Origin of the sequence: Leifsonia sp. Root1293, assembly GCF_001425325.1 — a bacterium.
In the GTDB taxonomy this organism is placed as follows: domain Bacteria; phylum Actinomycetota; class Actinomycetes; order Actinomycetales; family Microbacteriaceae; genus Orlajensenia.
Map to the genome: position 1 here is coordinate 1,753,593 of NZ_LMEH01000001.1, position 17,827 is coordinate 1,771,419.

General features: G+C 65.8%; 21 protein-coding genes. 13 read left to right on the top strand and 8 right to left on the bottom strand.

The features are described from left to right. Entirely contained in the window at positions 1–762 is a 762-nt protein-coding gene (locus ASC59_RS08270; RefSeq protein WP_055820698.1) for a polyprenol monophosphomannose synthase, read from the top strand. Beyond that, positions 752–1,219, top strand: a complete 468-nt coding sequence (locus ASC59_RS08275) for a GtrA family protein (protein WP_055820700.1) — start codon at positions 752–754, stop codon at positions 1,217–1,219. Before ASC59_RS08270 ends, ASC59_RS08275 begins: the two co-directional genes overlap by 11 nt. Here ASC59_RS08275 and ASC59_RS08280 read toward each other — a convergent pair. The 4 genes from ASC59_RS08280 to ASC59_RS08295 all read right to left on the bottom strand — a co-directional run bounded on the left by ASC59_RS08280 (position 1,211) and on the right by ASC59_RS08295 (position 4,387). After that, positions 1,211–1,900 (bottom strand): DedA family protein, encoded by a 690-nt coding sequence (locus ASC59_RS08280; protein WP_055820705.1) that lies wholly within the window; start codon positions 1,898–1,900, stop codon positions 1,211–1,213. The two genes, ASC59_RS08275 and ASC59_RS08280, sit on opposite strands and share 9 nt — an antisense overlap. A gap of 113 nt (positions 1,901–2,013) precedes the next feature. Next, on the bottom strand, positions 2,014–3,021 hold the full coding sequence (locus ASC59_RS08285; protein WP_055820708.1) for a sensor histidine kinase: 1,008 nt from the start codon (positions 3,019–3,021) through the stop codon (positions 2,014–2,016). After that, complete coding sequence (locus ASC59_RS08290; RefSeq protein WP_055823044.1) at positions 3,021–3,686, bottom strand: response regulator transcription factor; 666 nt, start codon at positions 3,684–3,686, stop codon at positions 3,021–3,023. Before ASC59_RS08290 ends, ASC59_RS08285 begins: the two co-directional genes overlap by 1 nt. 11 nt (positions 3,687–3,697) lie before the next feature. Continuing rightward, entirely contained in the window at positions 3,698–4,387 is a 690-nt protein-coding gene (locus ASC59_RS08295; RefSeq protein WP_055820712.1) for a phosphatase PAP2 family protein, read from the bottom strand. 143 nt (positions 4,388–4,530) lie between these two features. On the opposite strand from ASC59_RS08295, the gene ASC59_RS08300 reads away from it, so the two are divergent. From ASC59_RS08300 to ASC59_RS08315, 4 genes are all read left to right on the top strand, one after another. Beyond that, on the top strand, positions 4,531–5,304 hold the full coding sequence (locus ASC59_RS08300; protein ID WP_235492628.1) for a COG4705 family protein: 774 nt from the start codon (positions 4,531–4,533) through the stop codon (positions 5,302–5,304). 54 nt (positions 5,305–5,358) lie between these two features. Further along, a complete protein-coding gene (locus ASC59_RS08305; protein ID WP_235492629.1) occupies positions 5,359–6,027 on the top strand; it encodes a response regulator transcription factor in 669 nt (222 codons plus the stop codon). Beyond that, a complete protein-coding gene (locus ASC59_RS08310) occupies positions 6,024–6,953 on the top strand; it encodes a sensor histidine kinase (RefSeq protein ID WP_055820719.1) in 930 nt (309 codons plus the stop codon). The genes ASC59_RS08305 and ASC59_RS08310 overlap by 4 nt, the downstream gene beginning before the upstream one ends. Positions 6,954–7,021: 68 nt before the next feature. Then, entirely contained in the window at positions 7,022–7,327 is a 306-nt protein-coding gene (locus ASC59_RS08315; RefSeq protein ID WP_055820722.1) for a hypothetical protein, read from the top strand. A 50-nt stretch (positions 7,328–7,377) separates the two neighbouring features. On the opposite strand, the gene ASC59_RS08320 is transcribed toward ASC59_RS08315, so the two are convergent. Further along, positions 7,378–8,127, bottom strand: coding sequence for an ABC transporter permease (locus ASC59_RS08320; protein WP_055820725.1), 750 nt, complete (start codon positions 8,125–8,127; stop codon positions 7,378–7,380). A 138-nt stretch (positions 8,128–8,265) separates the two neighbouring features. Between ASC59_RS08320 and efeU the strand changes: the two genes are divergently transcribed. After that, positions 8,266–9,153 (top strand): iron uptake transporter permease EfeU, encoded by an 888-nt coding sequence (gene efeU / locus ASC59_RS08325; RefSeq protein ID WP_055820727.1) that lies wholly within the window; start codon positions 8,266–8,268, stop codon positions 9,151–9,153. Between the two features lie 113 nt (positions 9,154–9,266). Here efeU and ASC59_RS17795 read toward each other — a convergent pair whose 3' ends face one another. Next, complete coding sequence (locus tag ASC59_RS17795) at positions 9,267–9,482, bottom strand: HAMP domain-containing protein (protein WP_162243180.1); 216 nt, start codon at positions 9,480–9,482, stop codon at positions 9,267–9,269. Positions 9,483–9,533: 51 nt separating this feature from the next. Next, positions 9,534–10,262, bottom strand: coding sequence for a VIT1/CCC1 transporter family protein (locus ASC59_RS08330; RefSeq protein WP_055820731.1), 729 nt, complete (start codon positions 10,260–10,262; stop codon positions 9,534–9,536). An 85-nt stretch (positions 10,263–10,347) separates the two neighbouring features. Between ASC59_RS08330 and ASC59_RS08335 the strand changes: the two genes are divergently transcribed. Genes ASC59_RS08335 through ASC59_RS08355 form a run of 5 tightly spaced genes read left to right on the top strand, consistent with a single transcriptional unit; the run spans position 10,348 to position 14,909 of the window. Beyond that, positions 10,348–11,763 (top strand): ferredoxin reductase family protein, encoded by a 1,416-nt coding sequence (locus tag ASC59_RS08335; RefSeq protein ID WP_055820733.1) that lies wholly within the window; start codon positions 10,348–10,350, stop codon positions 11,761–11,763. Further along, positions 11,760–12,263 carry an FMN-binding protein gene (locus tag ASC59_RS08340; protein ID WP_055820737.1) on the top strand — a complete coding sequence of 168 codons (504 nt, stop codon included), beginning with the start codon at positions 11,760–11,762 and terminating at the stop codon, positions 12,261–12,263. Before ASC59_RS08335 ends, ASC59_RS08340 begins: the two co-directional genes overlap by 4 nt. Before the next feature lies 1 nt (position 12,264). Then, positions 12,265–13,017 carry an FAD:protein FMN transferase gene (locus ASC59_RS08345; RefSeq protein ID WP_235492631.1) on the top strand — a complete coding sequence of 251 codons (753 nt, stop codon included), beginning with the start codon at positions 12,265–12,267 and terminating at the stop codon, positions 13,015–13,017. Between the two features lie 9 nt (positions 13,018–13,026). Then, complete coding sequence (locus ASC59_RS08350) at positions 13,027–13,695, top strand: response regulator transcription factor (RefSeq protein ID WP_200942354.1); 669 nt, start codon at positions 13,027–13,029, stop codon at positions 13,693–13,695. Further along, on the top strand, positions 13,692–14,909 hold the full coding sequence (locus ASC59_RS08355) for a sensor histidine kinase (RefSeq protein WP_055820740.1): 1,218 nt from the start codon (positions 13,692–13,694) through the stop codon (positions 14,907–14,909). Before ASC59_RS08350 ends, ASC59_RS08355 begins: the two co-directional genes overlap by 4 nt. A gap of 117 nt (positions 14,910–15,026) precedes the next feature. Here the strand turns inward: ASC59_RS08355 and ASC59_RS08360 are convergent, their stop codons facing one another. After that, on the bottom strand, positions 15,027–16,211 hold the full coding sequence (locus ASC59_RS08360) for an amidohydrolase family protein (protein ID WP_055820743.1): 1,185 nt from the start codon (positions 16,209–16,211) through the stop codon (positions 15,027–15,029). Between the two features lie 522 nt (positions 16,212–16,733). Between ASC59_RS08360 and ASC59_RS08365 the strand changes: the two genes are divergently transcribed. Next, complete coding sequence (locus ASC59_RS08365; RefSeq protein WP_055820747.1) at positions 16,734–17,741, top strand: LacI family DNA-binding transcriptional regulator; 1,008 nt, start codon at positions 16,734–16,736, stop codon at positions 17,739–17,741. Positions 17,742–17,827: the final 86 nt, after the last annotated feature.

A 17,827-nucleotide genomic window follows, 5' to 3' on the forward strand; every position in this document is an offset into this window, starting at 1 on the left:
ATGAACACCATCGTCATCACGCCGACCTACAACGAGCGTGACAACATCGACGCCCTCATCGGCCGACTTCTCGACGCGGTTCCGGGCATTCATGCACTGATCGTCGACGACGATTCCCCGGACGGCACCGGCGGGATCGCCGACGACCTCGCCGACCTGCACCCGGGCGTCCATGTGTTGCATCGCACGTCGAAGGATGGTCTCGGCGCCGCCTACCGGGCGGGCTTCGCGTGGGCGATCGATCGCGGCTACGACGTCATCGTCGAGATGGATGCCGACGGATCGCATCAGCCTGAGCAACTCCCGCGCCTCTTGGAGGCCCTGCAGGAGGCGGACATGGTCATCGGGTCCCGGTGGATTCCCGGAGGAAGGGTCGTCGGCTGGCCGATCCGCCGCCGGCTCCTGTCGCTCGGCGGGAGCGCCTACGCGCGCACCGTTCTCGGCCTCCCTCAGCGAGACGTGACCGGCGGGTATCGGGTCTTCACCGCCGAGGCCCTCCGACGGATCCGGCCTGATGTGCTCGTCAGTCAGGGGTACGGATTTCAGGTTGAGCTGCTGTGGCGAGCCGTCCTGCTTGGGCTTCGCGTCGGTGAAGTCCCGATCACATTCGTCGAGAGGACCGCCGGGCGATCCAAGATGAACGGGCGGATCATCCTCGAAGCGGTGGTGCGGATCACTGCTTGGGCGTTGTCGCCGAAGCCGAAGTCGACGCCGCCCGCCTCCGGGCCTTCGGCCGATCTGGAGCCATCGCGTGCGGCGTGATCGGCTGGTCCGCGAGCTCCTTCAGTTCGCCTTCGTCGGCGGCACGGGGTTGCTGCTCGACGTCGGGCTGTTCAATCTCCTCACCCTGTCCGTGCTCTCCGCCCACGCTGTCCACGGCGGCCCCGTCTTCGCGAAGATCATCTCGACGAGCGTCGCGATCGCCGCGAATTGGGTCGGAAACCGTTGGTTGACGTTCCGCGATCGTCGCCGCGCCGACGTCGTCCGCGAAGCCGTCGAGTTCGGGCTCGTCAGTGTCGCCGGCAGCGTGATCGCCATCGCCTGCCTCGGCCTCTCCCACTACGGAATGCACCTCACCTCACCGATCGCCGACAACGTGTCAGCGAACGGGGTCGGGTTGATTCTCGGCTCAGCGTTCCGGTTCATCGCCTACCGGCACTGGGTGTACGGCGCTCGCCGACCGGCAGCGGGCGCTGGTGGCGTCACCGTCTCAGTGTGAGTCGCTGGCGACAGACCGAGATCCGGCGGGCCGATCGGCGTTCTCGTCGTCTCGCCGGTTCCGTCGCGCCCTGAGAGTGCTGATCAGAATCGACACGATCGAGAGCACCACGATCCCGACCAGGATCAGGTCGATGTACTTGGCGACGAAGTCCGCGACACCGGGGATCTGCCCGAGGAAGTAGCCGGCGAGGATGAGCGCGGTTGGCCAGAGGATTCCGCCGACCACGTTGAAGGTCACGAAGGTGAGATAGCGCATTCGGGCGGTCCCGGCCGCAACCGGGGCGACGGTTCGAACGACGGGAATGAAACGTGCGATGGTGACCGTGGCGGGCCCGTACCGGCGGAAGAATCCGTCGGTCCGTTCCAGCGTCGCCTTGCTGATCAGCCCGGCCTCCTTGCGTTCGAAGATCCGAGGTCCCGTCTTTCGACCGATGACATAGCCCAGCTGATCGCCCAGGATCGCGGCCACCGCGACAGCGGCGATCACCACTGCGACCGGTTCCGGGATCACGCCACCAAAGGTCAGCACACCGGCGAAGAACAGCAGCGTGTCGCCTGGCAGGACGAAGCCGATGAGGAGCCCAGTCTCGACGAAGATGATGGCGCAGACGACGAGGAGCCCCCAGCTTCCGCTGCCCTCGATGATGCCCTGCGGATCGAACAAGCCGGTCGCCGTCACTCTGATCTCTCGTCTCTGCTGTGCGCACCGACGTGTTCGATGAGCTCTGGCGAGAGAGTACGCCGTTCGCCCTCAGAGTCCGCTAAGAACTCGACTCAACGAGCAGCGACAGCTCAGGGGCGGGGCTCGAGCCGCACCGCTGGGAGGGTGAGGGCCAGGGTGGTCCCCCGCTCCGATGTCTCGACGACGTCGACGGACCCACCGTGCCGGGTTGCGATGTCTTGTACCAGGGAGAGGCCGATCCCGAAGCTCGACCGGGGACCCGGTGTCGGCGCATCCGAGTGTGCGAAGCGGTCGAAGATTCTCTCCGGGTCGATCCCGCGAATACCGGGTCCGCTGTCCGCGATCGAGATGACCGTCGTACCTCGACCCGCAGTCACGACGACGCGGATGTCCGACCCGTCAGGTGAATGAGCGATCGCATTGTCCAGAAGGGCGGTCACACACCGTTGCAACGACGTCGAGGGCACCGTGGTGCCAACATCCGGCTGTGCACCCTCGACGACGACGCGTATTCCGCGTTCGGTTGCGATCACCTGCATCGACGCGATGGCGGCGTCGACGGCGGGAGCGAGTGGCGAGGCGGGTGACGAGGCTGAGTCGCCGGCATCGTCCGCGGCAAGGAGCAGGTCGTTGACGATATCGATGAGTGCGCGCGTGTCGGAGCGCAGCTGCTGGACCGTCGGGATGACGGGGTCCTCGGGAGCGAGGCTTCGCTCGAGAACCTGAAGGCGCGCGTCGAGCACGGTCAACGGGGTGCGCAGTTCGTGGCTGGCGTCCTGGACGAAGGTCCGTTGGATCCGCAACGCCCGGCCGAGCGGGTTGACTGCCCGGCGGGTGAAGACGAGAGCCAGCACTCCGGCGATGACGACCGCGAGGAGGCCGATGATGACAAGGACGAGCATCGCCTCTCCGGCGTCGATGTAGATCTTGTGCTCGCCGGGCAGCGGCTTCTCGGCCAGCTCCGCTGGCGTCTGTTGGTCGAGAATGAAGATGAACGCAGCCGCAAGGATCAGAAGCACGAGTGCGCCGGAGGCGATCGCTATCTGGAGTCCGACGACCCGGGACGCACGACGGACCGCGAGTGTATCGGGGTCGGTGCGGCGGACGCGAGCAGACATCACAAATCACCGAGCCGATAGCCGGCGCCGCGCACCGTCGTGATCATGTGAGGTTCGGTCTTGCGGCGCAGGTAGTGCACGTAGGTGTCGACGGTGCCGGGTTGATCGTCGTCGTCGAACACGCTGCGGAGGATGTGATTCCGGCTGAAGGTGCGTCCTGGGTTGTCGGCGAAGAGTTCGAGCAGCTCCGACTCTCGTCCCGTCAGTTGCACGCGCCCTTCGTAGGGTGAATAGACGCATCGACTCTGCGGATAGAACTCCCACGACCCGATATGGAGAAGGCGCCCCTCTCCCGTGAAGGTTCGCAGCAGCGCACGAAGCCGGGCGAGGAGCTCGTCGAAGTCGAATGGCTTCACCAGATAGTCGTTCGCCCCCGAATCGAGCCCCATGACGCGATCCGCGACGGTCCCGAGAGCGGTCAACATGAGGATGGGTGCGACGACTCCCCCGGCTCGCAGGACCTCCACGATCTCAACACCGTCTCGGTTCGGCAGACGGCGGTCGATGACGAAGGCGTCGAACTCGCCCGCCAGACCCGCCGTCTGTCCGGCGTCGCCGTCTGCGACGAGGGTGACGTCATAGGTCTCGGCGAGCACGGTCTCGATGAGGGGCCCGAGTTGTGGGTCGTCCTCGATCAGGAGTACACGAAGGCGGACATCCGGCATGGATGCCAAATCTACAGCGCTCGCCTCTGCGGCCACGCGTACTTCTCGAACAACCCGCCTGCCAGCCCGACCGCTGCCGTGGCGTACAGCAGCCCGGCGATCACGTCGGAGAGGTAGTGCACTCCGAGGTACACCCGGCAGGCGGCCATGAGGAGCGGGACGATGACGGCTATCGCGATGAATACGGGGCGCCACCGGGTGGTCCACAACGTGATGAGGAGGGCGAGGCAGAAGGCTGCGGCGAACGTGGTGTGCCCACTTGGGTAGCTGAAGGAGGTCGGTTCGGCGGCGAGGGCGTCTGACAGTTGAGTCAGATCCGGTCGTGGGCGATGCACGAGGATCTTCATGAGGTCGCTGCCCAGCCACGGCAGAACCACGAGGATCAGCATCTGGGCGGGCATGAGGAATGACCTGGTGACAATGAGCATCACCCCGGCCACGGCGATCAGGAGGGACGAGCCGATGAGCGGGCTGAAGAGCCAGCTCATTCCGAGGGCGACCGCGTTACCGACGGGGCCATGAACGTTGCTGACGTGGATGAGGAAGGCAAGCTCCGCATCGGTCCAGCCGGGGATGGCCTGGATGGCGAACCCAGCCGCAACGACCAGGATGATGGTCACAGTACAGGTGATGTACGAGGCTTCGGAGTTCAGCCAGGTCGGGCGGGCGGAGCGGGTCGAGCTGGTCAGTGGCGCTGTCATGATTCCTCGTCTTGCGGGCCGATGTGGCTGGCCTCGTTGGCGCCAGACTCTCTGATCGCCACCCATCAACCTCTAAGAACCTGCCCGACGTCGCGCCCCGACACCTGAGCGGATTCTTAGACACGGCATGTGAACCTCTCCTCGTGTCCACCAACAAGGTTCCCGAGATCACCGCCGCATTCTGGATCACGAAGATCCTCACCACCGGCATGGGCGAGACCACCTCAGATTTCCTCGTGCATCAGATCGATCCGCCCGTCGCGGTCGCGGTGACCGGAATCCTGCTCGTTTGCGCCGTGTCGATTCAGTTGACCGTTCGGCGCTACGTCGTCTGGGTGTACTGGCTCGCCGTGCTCATGGTCAGCGTGTTCGGAACCATGGTGGCCGACGTCGTCCACGTGCAGTTTGGCATCCCCTACGCCGTCTCGACCGCCTTCTTCGCGTTGCTCCTCACCGCGATTTTCGTGACGTGGTTTCGCACGCAGGGCACGCTCTCGATCCATGCGATCGACTCACGACCCCGCGAGCTGTTCTACTGGGCGACCGTCGTCACGACCTTCGCGCTCGGCACAGCGGCCGGCGACCTGCTTGCGACGACCCTCGGGCTCGGCTTCTTGGCCGGAGGGATCGTCTTCGCCGTCCTATTCGCCATCCCGGGCGTCGGGTACCTCTTCGGGGCATTCGGCGGAACGTTCGCGTTCTGGGCCGCCTACGTCCTCACGCGTCCCTTCGGTGCATCGATGGCGGACTGGGTCGCATTGCCTCCCGATCGCGGGGGTTTGGGACTCGGGACCGGACCGGTCAGCTTGGTCCTCCTAGTCGCGATCATCGGGATGGTGATCCACCTGACGGCGGCGGAGTCCCGGCGTCCCCGGGTCGCCTCATCGCTTCCAGCTCTGGAAGCCAACGCCGGGTAGCCCGAGACCGCTGCGGGTGACGATGGTGATGAAGGGAACAGCATGCGGATACTGGTGGTGGAAGACGACGTGGCGATCGCATCCGTCCTCCATCAGGCGCTGCAGGAGGCGGGGCACGCTGTCGACGTGTCACACGATGCCGCTCTCGGGCTGGAGATGTTCGAGATCGAACCGGAGGACCTGCTGATCCTCGACATCCGCCTGCCCGGGCTGGCCGGCGGCGGGGTGGAGCTCTGCCAACGGGTGCGCTCGATCTCCTCCGACGTGCCCATCCTCATGCTCACCGCGATCGACTCTGCTGCCAGCAAAGTGGCGGCTCTCGATGCGGGCGCAGACGACTATCTGACGAAACCCTTCCACATCGAGGAGTTGCTGGCCCGGGTTCGCGCCCTGCTGAGGCGCGCTCCACGAGCGCTGCCACCTCGCCTGACCGTGGGCTCCCTCGAACTCGACGGATCGACCCGGCGGGTTCGACGATCCGGCCGGACGATCGAGCTCACGGCCAAGGAGTTCGCCGTCCTCGACTACCTGATGCGGCACCCTGGGGTGATCGTGAGCGCTTCGGACCTCATCGATCATGCGTGGGATTCGAACTATGAGGGCTACAGCAATGTCGTCCCCACCTACATCCGCTACCTCCGTCGGAAGCTCAGTCGACCCGGCGAACCCGATCCGATTCGCACGCATCGTGGCAGCGGGTACTCCATCGGGGCGGACACGTGATCCTCCGTCGCACGACGTGGCGCCTGACCCTGTGGTTCGCGATTGTGCAGCTGGCTCTGTTCGGCGCCTTCGCCATAGCCGTCTACGCCTTCGTGACATCGTCGTTCGACTTCGACGCTGCGGAGGAGGGCTCCGGGATCAGTGCAGAGGCAAGCTTCGCCACCCTGCGCGCGGCCTTGCTCTGGGGATTCGCCGGGCTCGTGGTCGCGGTTCCAGCCACGAGCTACCTCCTGGCATCATTGGCCATGCGACCGGTCCGGCGGAGTTTCGAAGCGCAGCAGCGGTTCGTTGACGATGCCTCTCACGAGCTCCGCACACCGCTCGCCGCGATCCAGGCGAAGCTCGAGCTCACGCTCCTCCGGGACCGCGACGTCCCGAGCTATCAATCGGCCATCAGGGAGACCCTCCGATCGACGGACCATCTCGCCCGGACCCTGTCCGATCTCCTGCTCCTGTCCCGGACCGAGCGGGAGGCGCAGATGGCCATGGAGCTGGTCGACGTCCGCCAACTGGTCGACGACGCCCTCGCCGTCGATACCCTCATCGCGGAGAGGGTCACGACGGAATCCGACGCCGGCGTGACCGTCCACGGGGCATCAGGGCTTCTCGAGCGGGCGCTCCTCAACCTCCTGACCAACGCCATCCGGTACTCGGATGCAGACGACCCCATCGAGGTGCGCGCCATCCGCCAGGGGGCATGGGCACGGATCGAGGTCCAGGACCACGGCATCGGGATGACCCCGGACGAGGTGGGCCTGGCGTTCGACAGGTTCTGGCGCGCGGATCCCTCGAGAGCGAGCGAGGGGAACGGGCTCGGCCTGTCGATCGTGCGACAGATCATGCGCCTGCACGGCGGCGACGTGGAGATCAATTCCCATTCCGGTGTGGGGACGACCGCCGTTCTCCGGATACCCCTCTCACGTTGATCTCACGATCCCCTTCCTAACGTGGTGGTAGTTGCGACTGTCCAGGTCGCAGGAAACTGGAGCACACCATGATGAAACGAACGAAATACCTCGTCGGGTCGGCGTTGGCCGTCGTCGTTGCGGTCGCGGGCGGAATCGCCGTCACGATCCCCGCGCAGGCGAGCTCTTCCACAAGCGGCCCGAGCACACCCGCAGTGACGGAGGACGGCACCAACGACGGCGAGACCGCCGACGACCAAGGCGTCGAGGACGGCACCAACGACGGCGAAACTGCGGACGACCAAGGCGTCGAAGACGGCACCAACGACGGAGAGACCGCCGACGACCAAGGCGTCGAAGACGGCACCAACGACGGCGAGACTGCCGACGACTGATCGGACGGGCTGACGGGAGTCGGGCCGTTCGGGTGCCTGGCTCCCGTCCGTCACGTCAGGACGGGTGGCATCTGCCTCACCGGGGCAAGCCAGTTCACGACAACCGCCGCCGTGATCGTTCCGGCGGCCATGATGGCCGCGAGCACGACGATCTGGAAGCGGCCAGCCTCAAGCGGCGACACGCCGCCGAAGATGGCGCCGACGAACGCGCCGGGCAACGTCACCAGCCCGGTGGTCTTCGTCTGGTCGGTCGATGGGATCAGTGCCGAGTACACCGCGGCCCGGGCGATGTCGACCGTCGATTGCCGGGGTGTGGCTCCGAGGGCCATCCACCCCTCGACCTCATCCCACCGGTCGCGAGTCGCTTCGGAGAATCGCCGGCCCGCCAGGGTGGCGATCGTCATGGCATTGCCGATCACGATCCCCCCGATGGCGAGCGCGTAGCGTGCCGAGAACTCGATCGCCCCGGTTGCGAAGACCACGGTAAGAGTGACGAGGATGCCGGCCGCCATCCCCGACGCCATCATCACCCCGTGCACGATGGTAGGACCGACACGCCTCGTGGCCGTCGCGACGGCGACACCGAACATCACCAGAAGTGCCACTCCGACCCACACCGGGTTCGAGATGACTCCCGTCAGAACGACGCTGATCAACGCCAGCTGGACCGTTCCTCGGAGGATGGCCAGCGCGGGTGCCCAGCGATGCGGAACGCGGAAAGCGCTGAGCACGACCGTCGTGATCGCGACGAGCACTGCCACACCGACCACGGTCGGAAGGAACTCACCGGGCCAGGTCATGGGCCGAGCCTAACCTCCGGATCGCGGGTGGAACGTCGGCTCCAACACCGACGGTCGGTACGATCGGATTCTTAGAGCCGTCTTAGAAGAACGCTCGGTAAGGTAAGCCTCACCAACCTTTGGAACGAGAGGCTCACCGTGGTCGCGAACTACCTGATTGGACTCCGGGAGGGCCTCGAAGCCGCGCTCGTGGTCACGATCCTGATCGCGTACGTGGTCAAGATCGGCCGCCGCGACGTCCTCGGCAAACTCTGGCTCGGAATCGGGCTCGCGCTCCTGCTCGCCCTGAGCATCGGCGCCATCCTCACCTTCGGCACCTACGGGTTGTCATTCCAGGCGCAGGAGATCATCGGGGGCACTCTCTCCATCATCGCCACCGGGTTCGTCACCTGGATGGTGTTCTGGATGCTTCGCACCTCGCGGAACCTGAAGGGCCACCTGCAGGGCGACATCGACCGGCACCTCGTCGGCGCAGCCTGGGGCCTCGTGCTCGTCGCGTTCCTCGCCGTCGGCCGCGAGGGCATCGAGACCGCGCTGTTCATCTGGGCCGCTGTCCAGTCGACAGGCTCGACGACGATGCCCCTGTTCGGAGCGACCCTCGGCATTCTCACCTCGATCGCCCTCGGTTGGCTGATCTACCGAGGCATGCTCCGAATCAACCTCTCGAAATTCTTCACCATCACGGGCGCGTTGCTCATCATCGTCGCCGCCGGCGTGCTCTCCTATGGCGTGCACGACCTGCAAGAGGGCGGGGTCCTCCCCGGCCTGCACACTCTCGCCTTCGACGTCAGCCAGGTGATCTCCCCGACGAGTTGGTACGGCACCCTGCTGCGCGGAACACTGAACTTCACCCCAGAGACCACGGTGCTCCAAGCCGTCGTCTGGGTCGCGTACGTGGCGCCCACCATGACGATCTTCATCATGAAGGCGCGCCAGCGACCGCGCCAGCGACCCACGGCCAACCCGTCCGCCGTCCGTAGCGTTGACACCGGACGGGCAATCGTCTCCACCGTCCGCTCGTCCTGACCCGACCGCTCTCCAGCGGCTCATGGGCCAGGGTCGGTCCGGCGGGTGCCGGTTCCGGACGCGGCATCCCCAGGTATGGGACCGCGGGGCAAACGGACGACGAATCGAGCCGATCATGCCGTTCTGGGGGATCGTGATCGACGCTGGCGGTCGTACGCCACTTCGAGCCGGGCAAGCATGGCGTTCATCGTTCGGGCGAGGCGACCGATCTCGTCCTGGCCTGCCGATCCGGGCACGCGGCGGTCGAGGCTGCCGTCCCTTATCTCCGCCACCTGGGAGCGGATTCGTTCCGATGGACGCAATGCGCGACCTGCGACGACCCACAACACGATCGCCCTACGGGCGATGGTGACTTTGGGAGATCGTCTGGGGCAGACTTCTCAGACCACTCCCGTGGTTCCCAGCAGAGCTCCGATGAGGAAGGTGGCGACGAGGGCGATCGCGCCTCCGATGACGACGCGGAGGGTAGCGCGCAGTCGGGAACTCCCGCCGATACGGGCGGCGATGGTTCCGGTAATCGCGAGGGCCAGCAGTACCACCACGAAGGTGACGGGAACCCGCCAGCCTTCCGGCGGTAACAGGATCGCGAGCAGTGGCAGGATGCCGCCCAGGGTGAAGGCGAGGGCCGAGGCGAAGGCGGCGTGCCAGGGACTGACCACATCGTCGGCGTCGATGTTGAGCTCAGCGGAGAGGTGGGCGGCGAGCACGTCGTGCGCCGTGAGTTCGATGGCGACCTGCTGGGCCGTTTCAGGCGACAGCCCACGAGCCTCGTAGAGACCTGCGAGTTCGGCGAGCTCCTGCTCCGGCATCTCCTCGAGTTCGCGACGCTCCTTCTCGATCAAAGCCTTCTCACTGTCGCTCTGGCTGCTCACCGACACGTACTCCCCAAGCGCCATCGAGACTGCACCGCCGACGAGGCCGGCGACACCGGCGGTGAGGATGGGCGCACTGGCCGTCGTGGCACCGGCGACACCGACGACGATCGCCGCCACCGACACGATGCCGTCGTTCGCGCCGAGCACACCGGCGCGCAGCCAGTTGAGCCTCTGGGCGATGCCACTTCGATGGGGCTCGTCAGCGTGCTGATCCGGGGCGGGTTCGGTCGACATGCGGCTACTCAACCACGCCACCGAGGCACGCGGCTAAGAAAGCTGGAAGAAACGGTCGTCATTCTTGAGGAAGACGAGGGGAGAGATGATGACAACCACCACGACACGAGCGATCAACCGCTGGAACCCCGGCCTCGAACGCGACCGCCGCATCCGCACACGCAGAAGGCTGCGTGCCGCTGACCTCCTCCTCATCGCGTTCTGGACGTCGGCGGCCCTCTCCGTCGGCCTCTATCTGGCGTACGGAGGCTTCACCTCCGTGTCGAGCCTGTCGACCCTCGTCGACGCTGTGGGGATCGTCGCGGGATTGGTCGGCACGAACCTCATCCTCGTGATGCTGCTGATCGCAGCCCGCATCCCACTCATCGATCGTGCCGTCGGTCAGGACGCGGCGATGGCGTTCCATCGCCGACTCGGCAAGCCGGCCCTCGACCTGCTGCTCGCGCACTTCGTCCTCCTCACGGTGGGCTGGGCCATCGCCGACGGCCAGAACGTGATCGCTGAGACCGTCACACTGTTCACGACACCCGACATGGCGATCGCCTATCTCGGCCTCGGCCTGCTGATCGTCGTCGTCGTGAGCTCTCTCATCGCCGTGCGCCGCAGGTTTCCCTACGAGGCTTGGCATGCCATTCACCTGGTCAGCTACGTTGCCGTGCTGGTCGCGGTGCCGCACCAGTTCAGCGTGGGCGGGGTGCTCGCCGACGGGACCTGGCAGCGCATTTACTGGATCGCCCTCTATGTCGGCGCCTTCGCGGCCATCGCCTGGTTCCGCTTCGCCGTTCCGATCGTGCGATCGTCCCGACACCGCATCCGTGTCGCCGGAATCGAGCAGGTCGCCCCGGGCGTCGCCTCGATCCACCTCACAGGACGCAACCTCGACCGGCTTCGCATCAACGGTGGCCAGTACGCCATCTGGCGGTTCTGGAGCGCCGGCACATGGTGGCACGCCCACCCGATCTCGTTCTCGGCTGTGCCGACGGCCACCTCGGCTCGCATCACCGTCCGCGAACTCGGCTCGGGAACGGCACGCCTCGCGCGGCTTCGTCCCGGTACCCCCGTCTCGATCGAGGGACCCTACGGCGTGTTCACCGACGTCACCCGCACGTCTCCTCATCTGGCGATCATCGCGGCCGGCATCGGCATCACCCCGGCGCGGGCCCTCCTCGAACACTCCCGGCTCGCACCCGGCGAGGCGACGCTGCTCCTGCGGGGAACCGACGAGAACCAGAAGTCCCTCTGGGACGAGACGATCGCCCTCGCCACGGCGTCACGCGGACAGGCGTACACGATGATCGGGCACCGCCCGTCGAACGTCGACACCTGGATGTCCGCCGACGACTATCGCCGCGGAGTAACGCTCCAGAGCGCGTTCCCCGACCTGACCACCTCCGACCTCTACGTCTGCGGGCCGCAGGCCTGGTCGGATCTGGTGGTCGCGAACGCACAGGCCGCCGGCCTGCGCGATGAGCAGATCCATGTGGAGAGGTTCGACTGGTGAGAAGACGAGCAGTCGCAGCGAGCGTCCTGTCGGCATCCGCCGTGCTGGTCATCAGCTGGCAGATCGGCACCCAGACCCACGTCGGCTCCCCGACGTCGGCCGCGGTTACAGCGAGCGGAACGACGGGCTCTGGCACCTCCGGCACGATGAGCACGGGAGCCGGAGCCTCGGCCTCCGGTGGGAGCACCACCGACACGGGGACGGCCCAGGCCCCGGCCGCGGCATCCGGGACCTTCGCGGGATCGGTCGAGGGCACCCGCTTCGGCGACGTGCAGGTGCAGATCACCGTCGCGAACGGCTCCATCACCGATGTCTCGGCCCTGCACCTCACGGATGCAGACGGCCGCTCAGTGCAGATCAGCAATCGTGCGGCGCCCGTGCTCCGTGAAGAGGTGCTGTCGGCGCAGTCCGCCTCCGTGCAGATGGTCTCGGGAGCCACCTACACGAGCGAGGCGTACCTCACCTCCCTGCAGTCGGCAATCGACCAGGCGGGGCTCTGACATGCATCGCGAGCACTTCGACACGATGGGAACCGTCGCGAGCCTCGCATTCGCGTCGGCACGTCCCGACGCAGCCCTCCTGTCGGCGATCCGCGGCGCCCTCGACCACATCGAGGCGCGGTTCAGCCTCTATCGGCCCGCCAGCGAGATCAGTCGCATCGCCCGCCGCGATCTCGCGATGACGGATGCGTCCCCCGAGTTCCTCCAGGCCTACGCGTCAGCCATCGACTGGAAGATCGCCACCTCCGACGCCTTCGATCCACATCGCACCGACGGCGTCATCGACCTCTCCGGCATCGTCAAGGCGCAGGCCATCCAGCGAGCACTCGACCTCGTGGTGGCATACGGCATCGTCGATGCCCTCATCTCGATCGGTGGCGACGGCGTCGTCATCGGGCACGCGGATGCTGCAGCGAAGCCATGGGCCGTCGGGATCATCGACCCCGACGATCACCGCTCCCTGCTCTGCAGCGTTGAGCTCGACCCGACACGGCCCGCGATCGCCACCTCGGGCACGGCCGAGCGCGGCGAACACGTCTGGAGGCACGGTTCTGACGACTTCTGTCAGGTCACCGTCACAGCATCCGACATCGTCACGGCCGATGTGCTCGCGACGGCCATCCTCTCGGGTGGACGGGTCACCCGAGATGCCGTCACCGACCGCTGGGACGTCGACGTGCTCACCGTCGATCAACAGGGCGCGCTCGACGTGACCCCGCGGCTGCGTCGCCTCATCTCGCAGCACGCTGCCTAGACTTCGAGAATGACCGAGCCCGCGCGCATCCTGGTGGTGGAGGACGATGGTCGTCTCGCCGGGATGCTCAGAGAACTGCTCGAGGGAGAGGGATACGGTGTCGTCGTCGCCCGCGACGGACAACGCGCGCTGCACGAGGGCCTCACCTCTCCCTTCGATCTGTTGTTGCTCGACCGCGGTCTCCCGGTGATCGAGGGCCTCGACGTGCTCGACAAGCTCCGGGCGAGCGGCGTCGCGACGCCGGCGCTCGTGCTGTCCGCCCTCGGCAACCCGGCCGACCGTGTCGAAGGACTCGACCGCGGGGCCGAAGACTACCTATCGAAGCCCTTCGACATCGGCGAGCTTCTGGCGCGCATCCGAGCCCTTCTGCGGCGTCGCGCACCGACCTCGCCAGTGCTCGTCGTTCCGGGTGGACACTTCGACGCCGACAGCCGCCTGGTCACCCTCGACGGTGCGGGGAGCATCATGCTCTCGGAACGAGAGAGCGACCTGCTCGAGAAGCTCGCCCGACGGCCGAACCAGGTGTTCGAGCGCGCCGATCTGCTCGACGACGTGTTCCCGGATGCCGATGATCTCGGCGTTGTCGACACCTACGTGCACTACCTGCGGCGCAAGCTCGGACCTGATGTGATCCTGACGGTTCGCGGTATCGGTTACCGCATCGGAGTGACGCGATGAGCACGACCGACGACCGAGAGTTGCGCCGGGCCGTTCGCAGACTCGCAATGCAGTTCACGGCCCTGATCGCCGTGCTGTTCCTCGTGCTCGGTGCCCTCGTCTACGGCCTCGTGAGTCGCAGCGCCGATGAGTCGCTCGACCGCACATTACACGATGCTGCGCAGGTCGACTCCCCTCGGGACCTGCCGTCGGGAGTGTGGGTCACAATCATCGACGATGACGGAGACCCGACTCGGTCGTCACGCGAGAGTCCAGATGGGCTACCAGACACAGCGGCGCTCGAGCAGGTGGATGCAAGCGGCCAGGCGCTCAGTTCCGAGGTGTCCGCCGATGGACATACCTTCCGCGTGCTCACGACCCTCGACCACGGACGCCTGGTGCAGGTCGCCGTCGACGAACACGAGGCACGGGAGGAGCTGTCACGCCTCCTCACCGCCTTGGTCGCCGCCGGAGTGGCAGCGCTCGTGGTGAGTGCAGTCGCCGCCACGTGGATGGCCCGACGCGCCATCCGTCCCCTCGCCGACGCCCTCTCCCTTCAACGCCGTTTCGTCGCCGACGCCAGCCATGAGCTGCGCACACCGCTCACCCTGCTCAGCACACGGGCGCAGATGTTGAGGCGTCGAGTGCCGCCCTCCGAGGAGAGCGGCACCCTTGGCGCGGGGCTCGAGGAGATCGTGCAGGACGCACGCGATCTCACAGCCACCCTGGAGGACCTACTCATTGCCGCAGACCCGCGTGAGGTGAACAACTTCGAGGACATCGACCTGATTGCGAGCATCCGGGAGGTGGCTGCCACGTTCACAACGGAGTCAATGGACCGGGGAATCGAGCTCGAGGTCCCGGATGCCGCACCCGTGGTGATCTCGGGCGCCCGGGCCGCGCTTCAGCGCATGCTGGTCGCACTGCTGGCCAACGCGCTCGACCATGCGCGCCGCCGGGTGACGATCACGGCGACGACTTCCGGAAGGGACGCCGTCCTCACGGTTGCGGACGACGGTCCGGGCTTCCCCCCTGAACTGGTCGGCCGCGCATTCGAGCGATTCGCCACTTCTCGTCCTGTCGAAACCGAGCCGTCCGGCCAGCGTCACTACGGACTCGGCCTGGCACTGGTATCCGATGTCGCCACCCGCCTCGGCGGATCCGTCGGCATAGCGCCGAACCCATCGGGCGGCGGCGGCAGGATCACAGTCCAAATCCCGCTGCGGCGAAACTGACCCTCTGTTCGTCCGTGCCGAGGTAAGTGCACTTGTGTGCGTGCGCCCGCTGAGGGATCCCTCAGCGGGCATGGAAATCATCGTGGTTTGAAGCACAACGACCGTGTGCGTGAGGTTTCAGAAGCGCCGGTTGCGGATGACAGCGACGGCCTTGGCGACCCTGCCGTCGAACGCTTCGAGCTGCTGTACTTCGGGTGGCGTGGGAACGAAAGGGCGCGGGGTGTAGGGCACTCCCGCGCGCCAGATGCGTGTGATGGATCGCATGGCGTCGAGGTTCGACGTGGGATCACCGTCGACGAGTATCAGGTCCGCTCGCCTACCGACATCCACTCGACCGCGATCGGAGAGCCTGAATACCCGCGCCGGCTCGCTCGTCGCTGCGGCCAATGCCTGTGTCGGGCTGAGTCCGCACTCTACGAGGAGTTCCAGCTCCCGGAACAAGCTGGTTCCGAAGGGGGTGCCGGGATTTGGGGCGTCGGTGCCAGCCAGCAGCACAACTCCCGCTTCAGCGAGACGTCGCACGTTGCGGCGAGCTCGCGCGAACCATACTTCGCCACTGCGGTGCGATGCTGCTCCGCTGGGTCCGCGAAGGAGGTTCTCGCGTGTGACCAGGGTCGGACCGACTGCAACACCAGCGGCGACCATTCGTTCGATGAGCCCCGCGTCGAGGTCGGCGTCCACGGGGACATGAGCCACCACATCGACCCCGGCTTCTACGACTTGGTGCACGTCCCGCACAGTATTCACATGAGCGACGACAACGAGACCGCGGGTGTGCGCTGCGGTGACGAGGGCGGTGATGGTTTCGGCATCGAGCGACGGCCCGCGACCGTCAATGCCTGAGAATACTTTGAGGAAATCGGAACCCTCGCCGATGCGTTCGTCGACGAACCGGTCCGCCTCTTCGGGGGATGTCACCGTCGGGAACGGCGGATACATCGCTGTTGGGTGCCCCTTCGGGGAAGTGGCACCGATACCGGACGAGATGACGTCAGCGACATCAACTCGTGAGCGGGCTTGCGCCATGGCGGCCTGTAGGACGTCGGGCGTGCTGAACATATCGGCGACAGTGGTGACGCCAGCATTCAGCGAGTGGACTTGGGCGCCGGGAACCAGGTGCACATGGGAGTCGATAAGTCCCGGAAGAAGAGTGGCCCCGCCCGCGTCGATGACCACGTCACCCTCGATCGCTGCAGATGAGGCAGCGCATTCAGTGATGATGCCGTCAGCGAACCTGACCGAGGTCCAGACCGGGCGATCGATCCCGTCGAAGACTCGTGCGTTCACGATCGTCGTTTCCATCTCAGTTCCTCTCCTGAGCGGCCATATCTACTCTCGAGGACACCATGCTCGCGGAAGGATGGCGCACCGGAAGTAGAGACCTCGGCGGAATCGGCCATTCTGTGGCATTAATCCTTCGACGGGTTGGAGACCCAGTAAATCCGGTGCCTCGGCGCCCGGCAGACACAGACCTCCGGCAATCTACCTGAACACTCCGAAGCGGCGGACGTGCCCTTTGCTCCCGCTCGGGACTGCCGAGGTGTGGCCAGTAGAAGTCGTAATCAACGCCGGCATAGGCAGGGGGCACCCGCAAGTGGGTCGGTCAACGGGCAGTGGGAGTGTTGTAGCCGTCGGAGACCTCGAGGACGAGGCTACGGGCATGAATGCACTACCGATCGGATATGCACCCGTAGCCCGGGAGCGGAACGAGAACGCCGACGCGCCTCCCCCCTCGATGCGTTATGGTCCTGTCGAGGGCTGAGCGCATGCCCCTGATTCGCGAAAGGGAAAAAGTTGACTCGGTTCACTCGATCCTCGGCGACTATGCAGGATGTCGCTGGTCTCGCTGGGGTATCCGCGAAGACAGTGTCGAACGTGCTGTCGGGCTATGAGCACGTCTCACCACAGATGCGGGAGCGGGTGCTGGCCGCCGTTGCGGAGCTGGGTTATGAGATCAACGTGTCGGCGCGCAACCTCCGCGTCGGTCGGACCCGCGTCATCGGTCTTGCACTGCCCGAGTTGAGCCAGGCCTACTTCGCCGAACTGGCCGATTCCGTCATCCGATTTGCGGGTGAACGCAATTACGCAGTGTTGATCGAGCAAACCATCGCTGACGATGTCACCGAAGTGAGCACGGCCGCCGCAATGCGCAAGCACTCGATCGATGGGCTCATCTACAGCCCGCTGTCGTTCGCAGCAGACGACGCAGAACACCTAGAGAGCGAGTTCCCTCTGGTGATCTTGGGCGACCCCGTTGATGGGAGTATCGCCGACCATGTGACGATGGCGAATGAGGCGGCGATGCGGGGCGCGACGGAGCATCTTCTGGATCTCGGGCGCACACGGATCGCTGCAATTGGTGCAAACCCTGAGGGACCAGTGGGCACCGGGGCATCGCGGCTCCGGGGGTACATGGAGGCCCTACGCAGCCACGGAATCACGCCGGAGCCGGGCCTCATCGTCTCCGCTCCGGTGTGGCACCGAACGAACGGGGTCGAGGCAGTCGAGCGACTCATAGCGTCAGGCGCCGAATTCGATGCCATTGTGTGTTTCAACGACGCATTGGCTCTCGGGGCGATGCACGCACTTCAGCGGGCTGGTCGTCGAATCCCCTACGACGTGAGCGTTGTGGGGTTTGACGACATCGAGGATAGTGCCTACGCAACACCATCCCTGACCTCTGTATCACCTCGCCGCGATGACATCGCGAGAATCGCCCTCGATCTGCTGATCGATCAGATCGAGGGCAACGAGCGCGACCGCCCTCGCGTCGTCGAGGTCGGATTCACGTTGGTCGAGCGTGAGTCGTCCGCTGGCGTCTTGGTCGCCTGACTACTCCGTCCCGAGAGCGATGTAACGGTTTGATCCCGGGGTTTACATCGATGAAAATGAGCGTTATCTTTACATCGATGTAAACG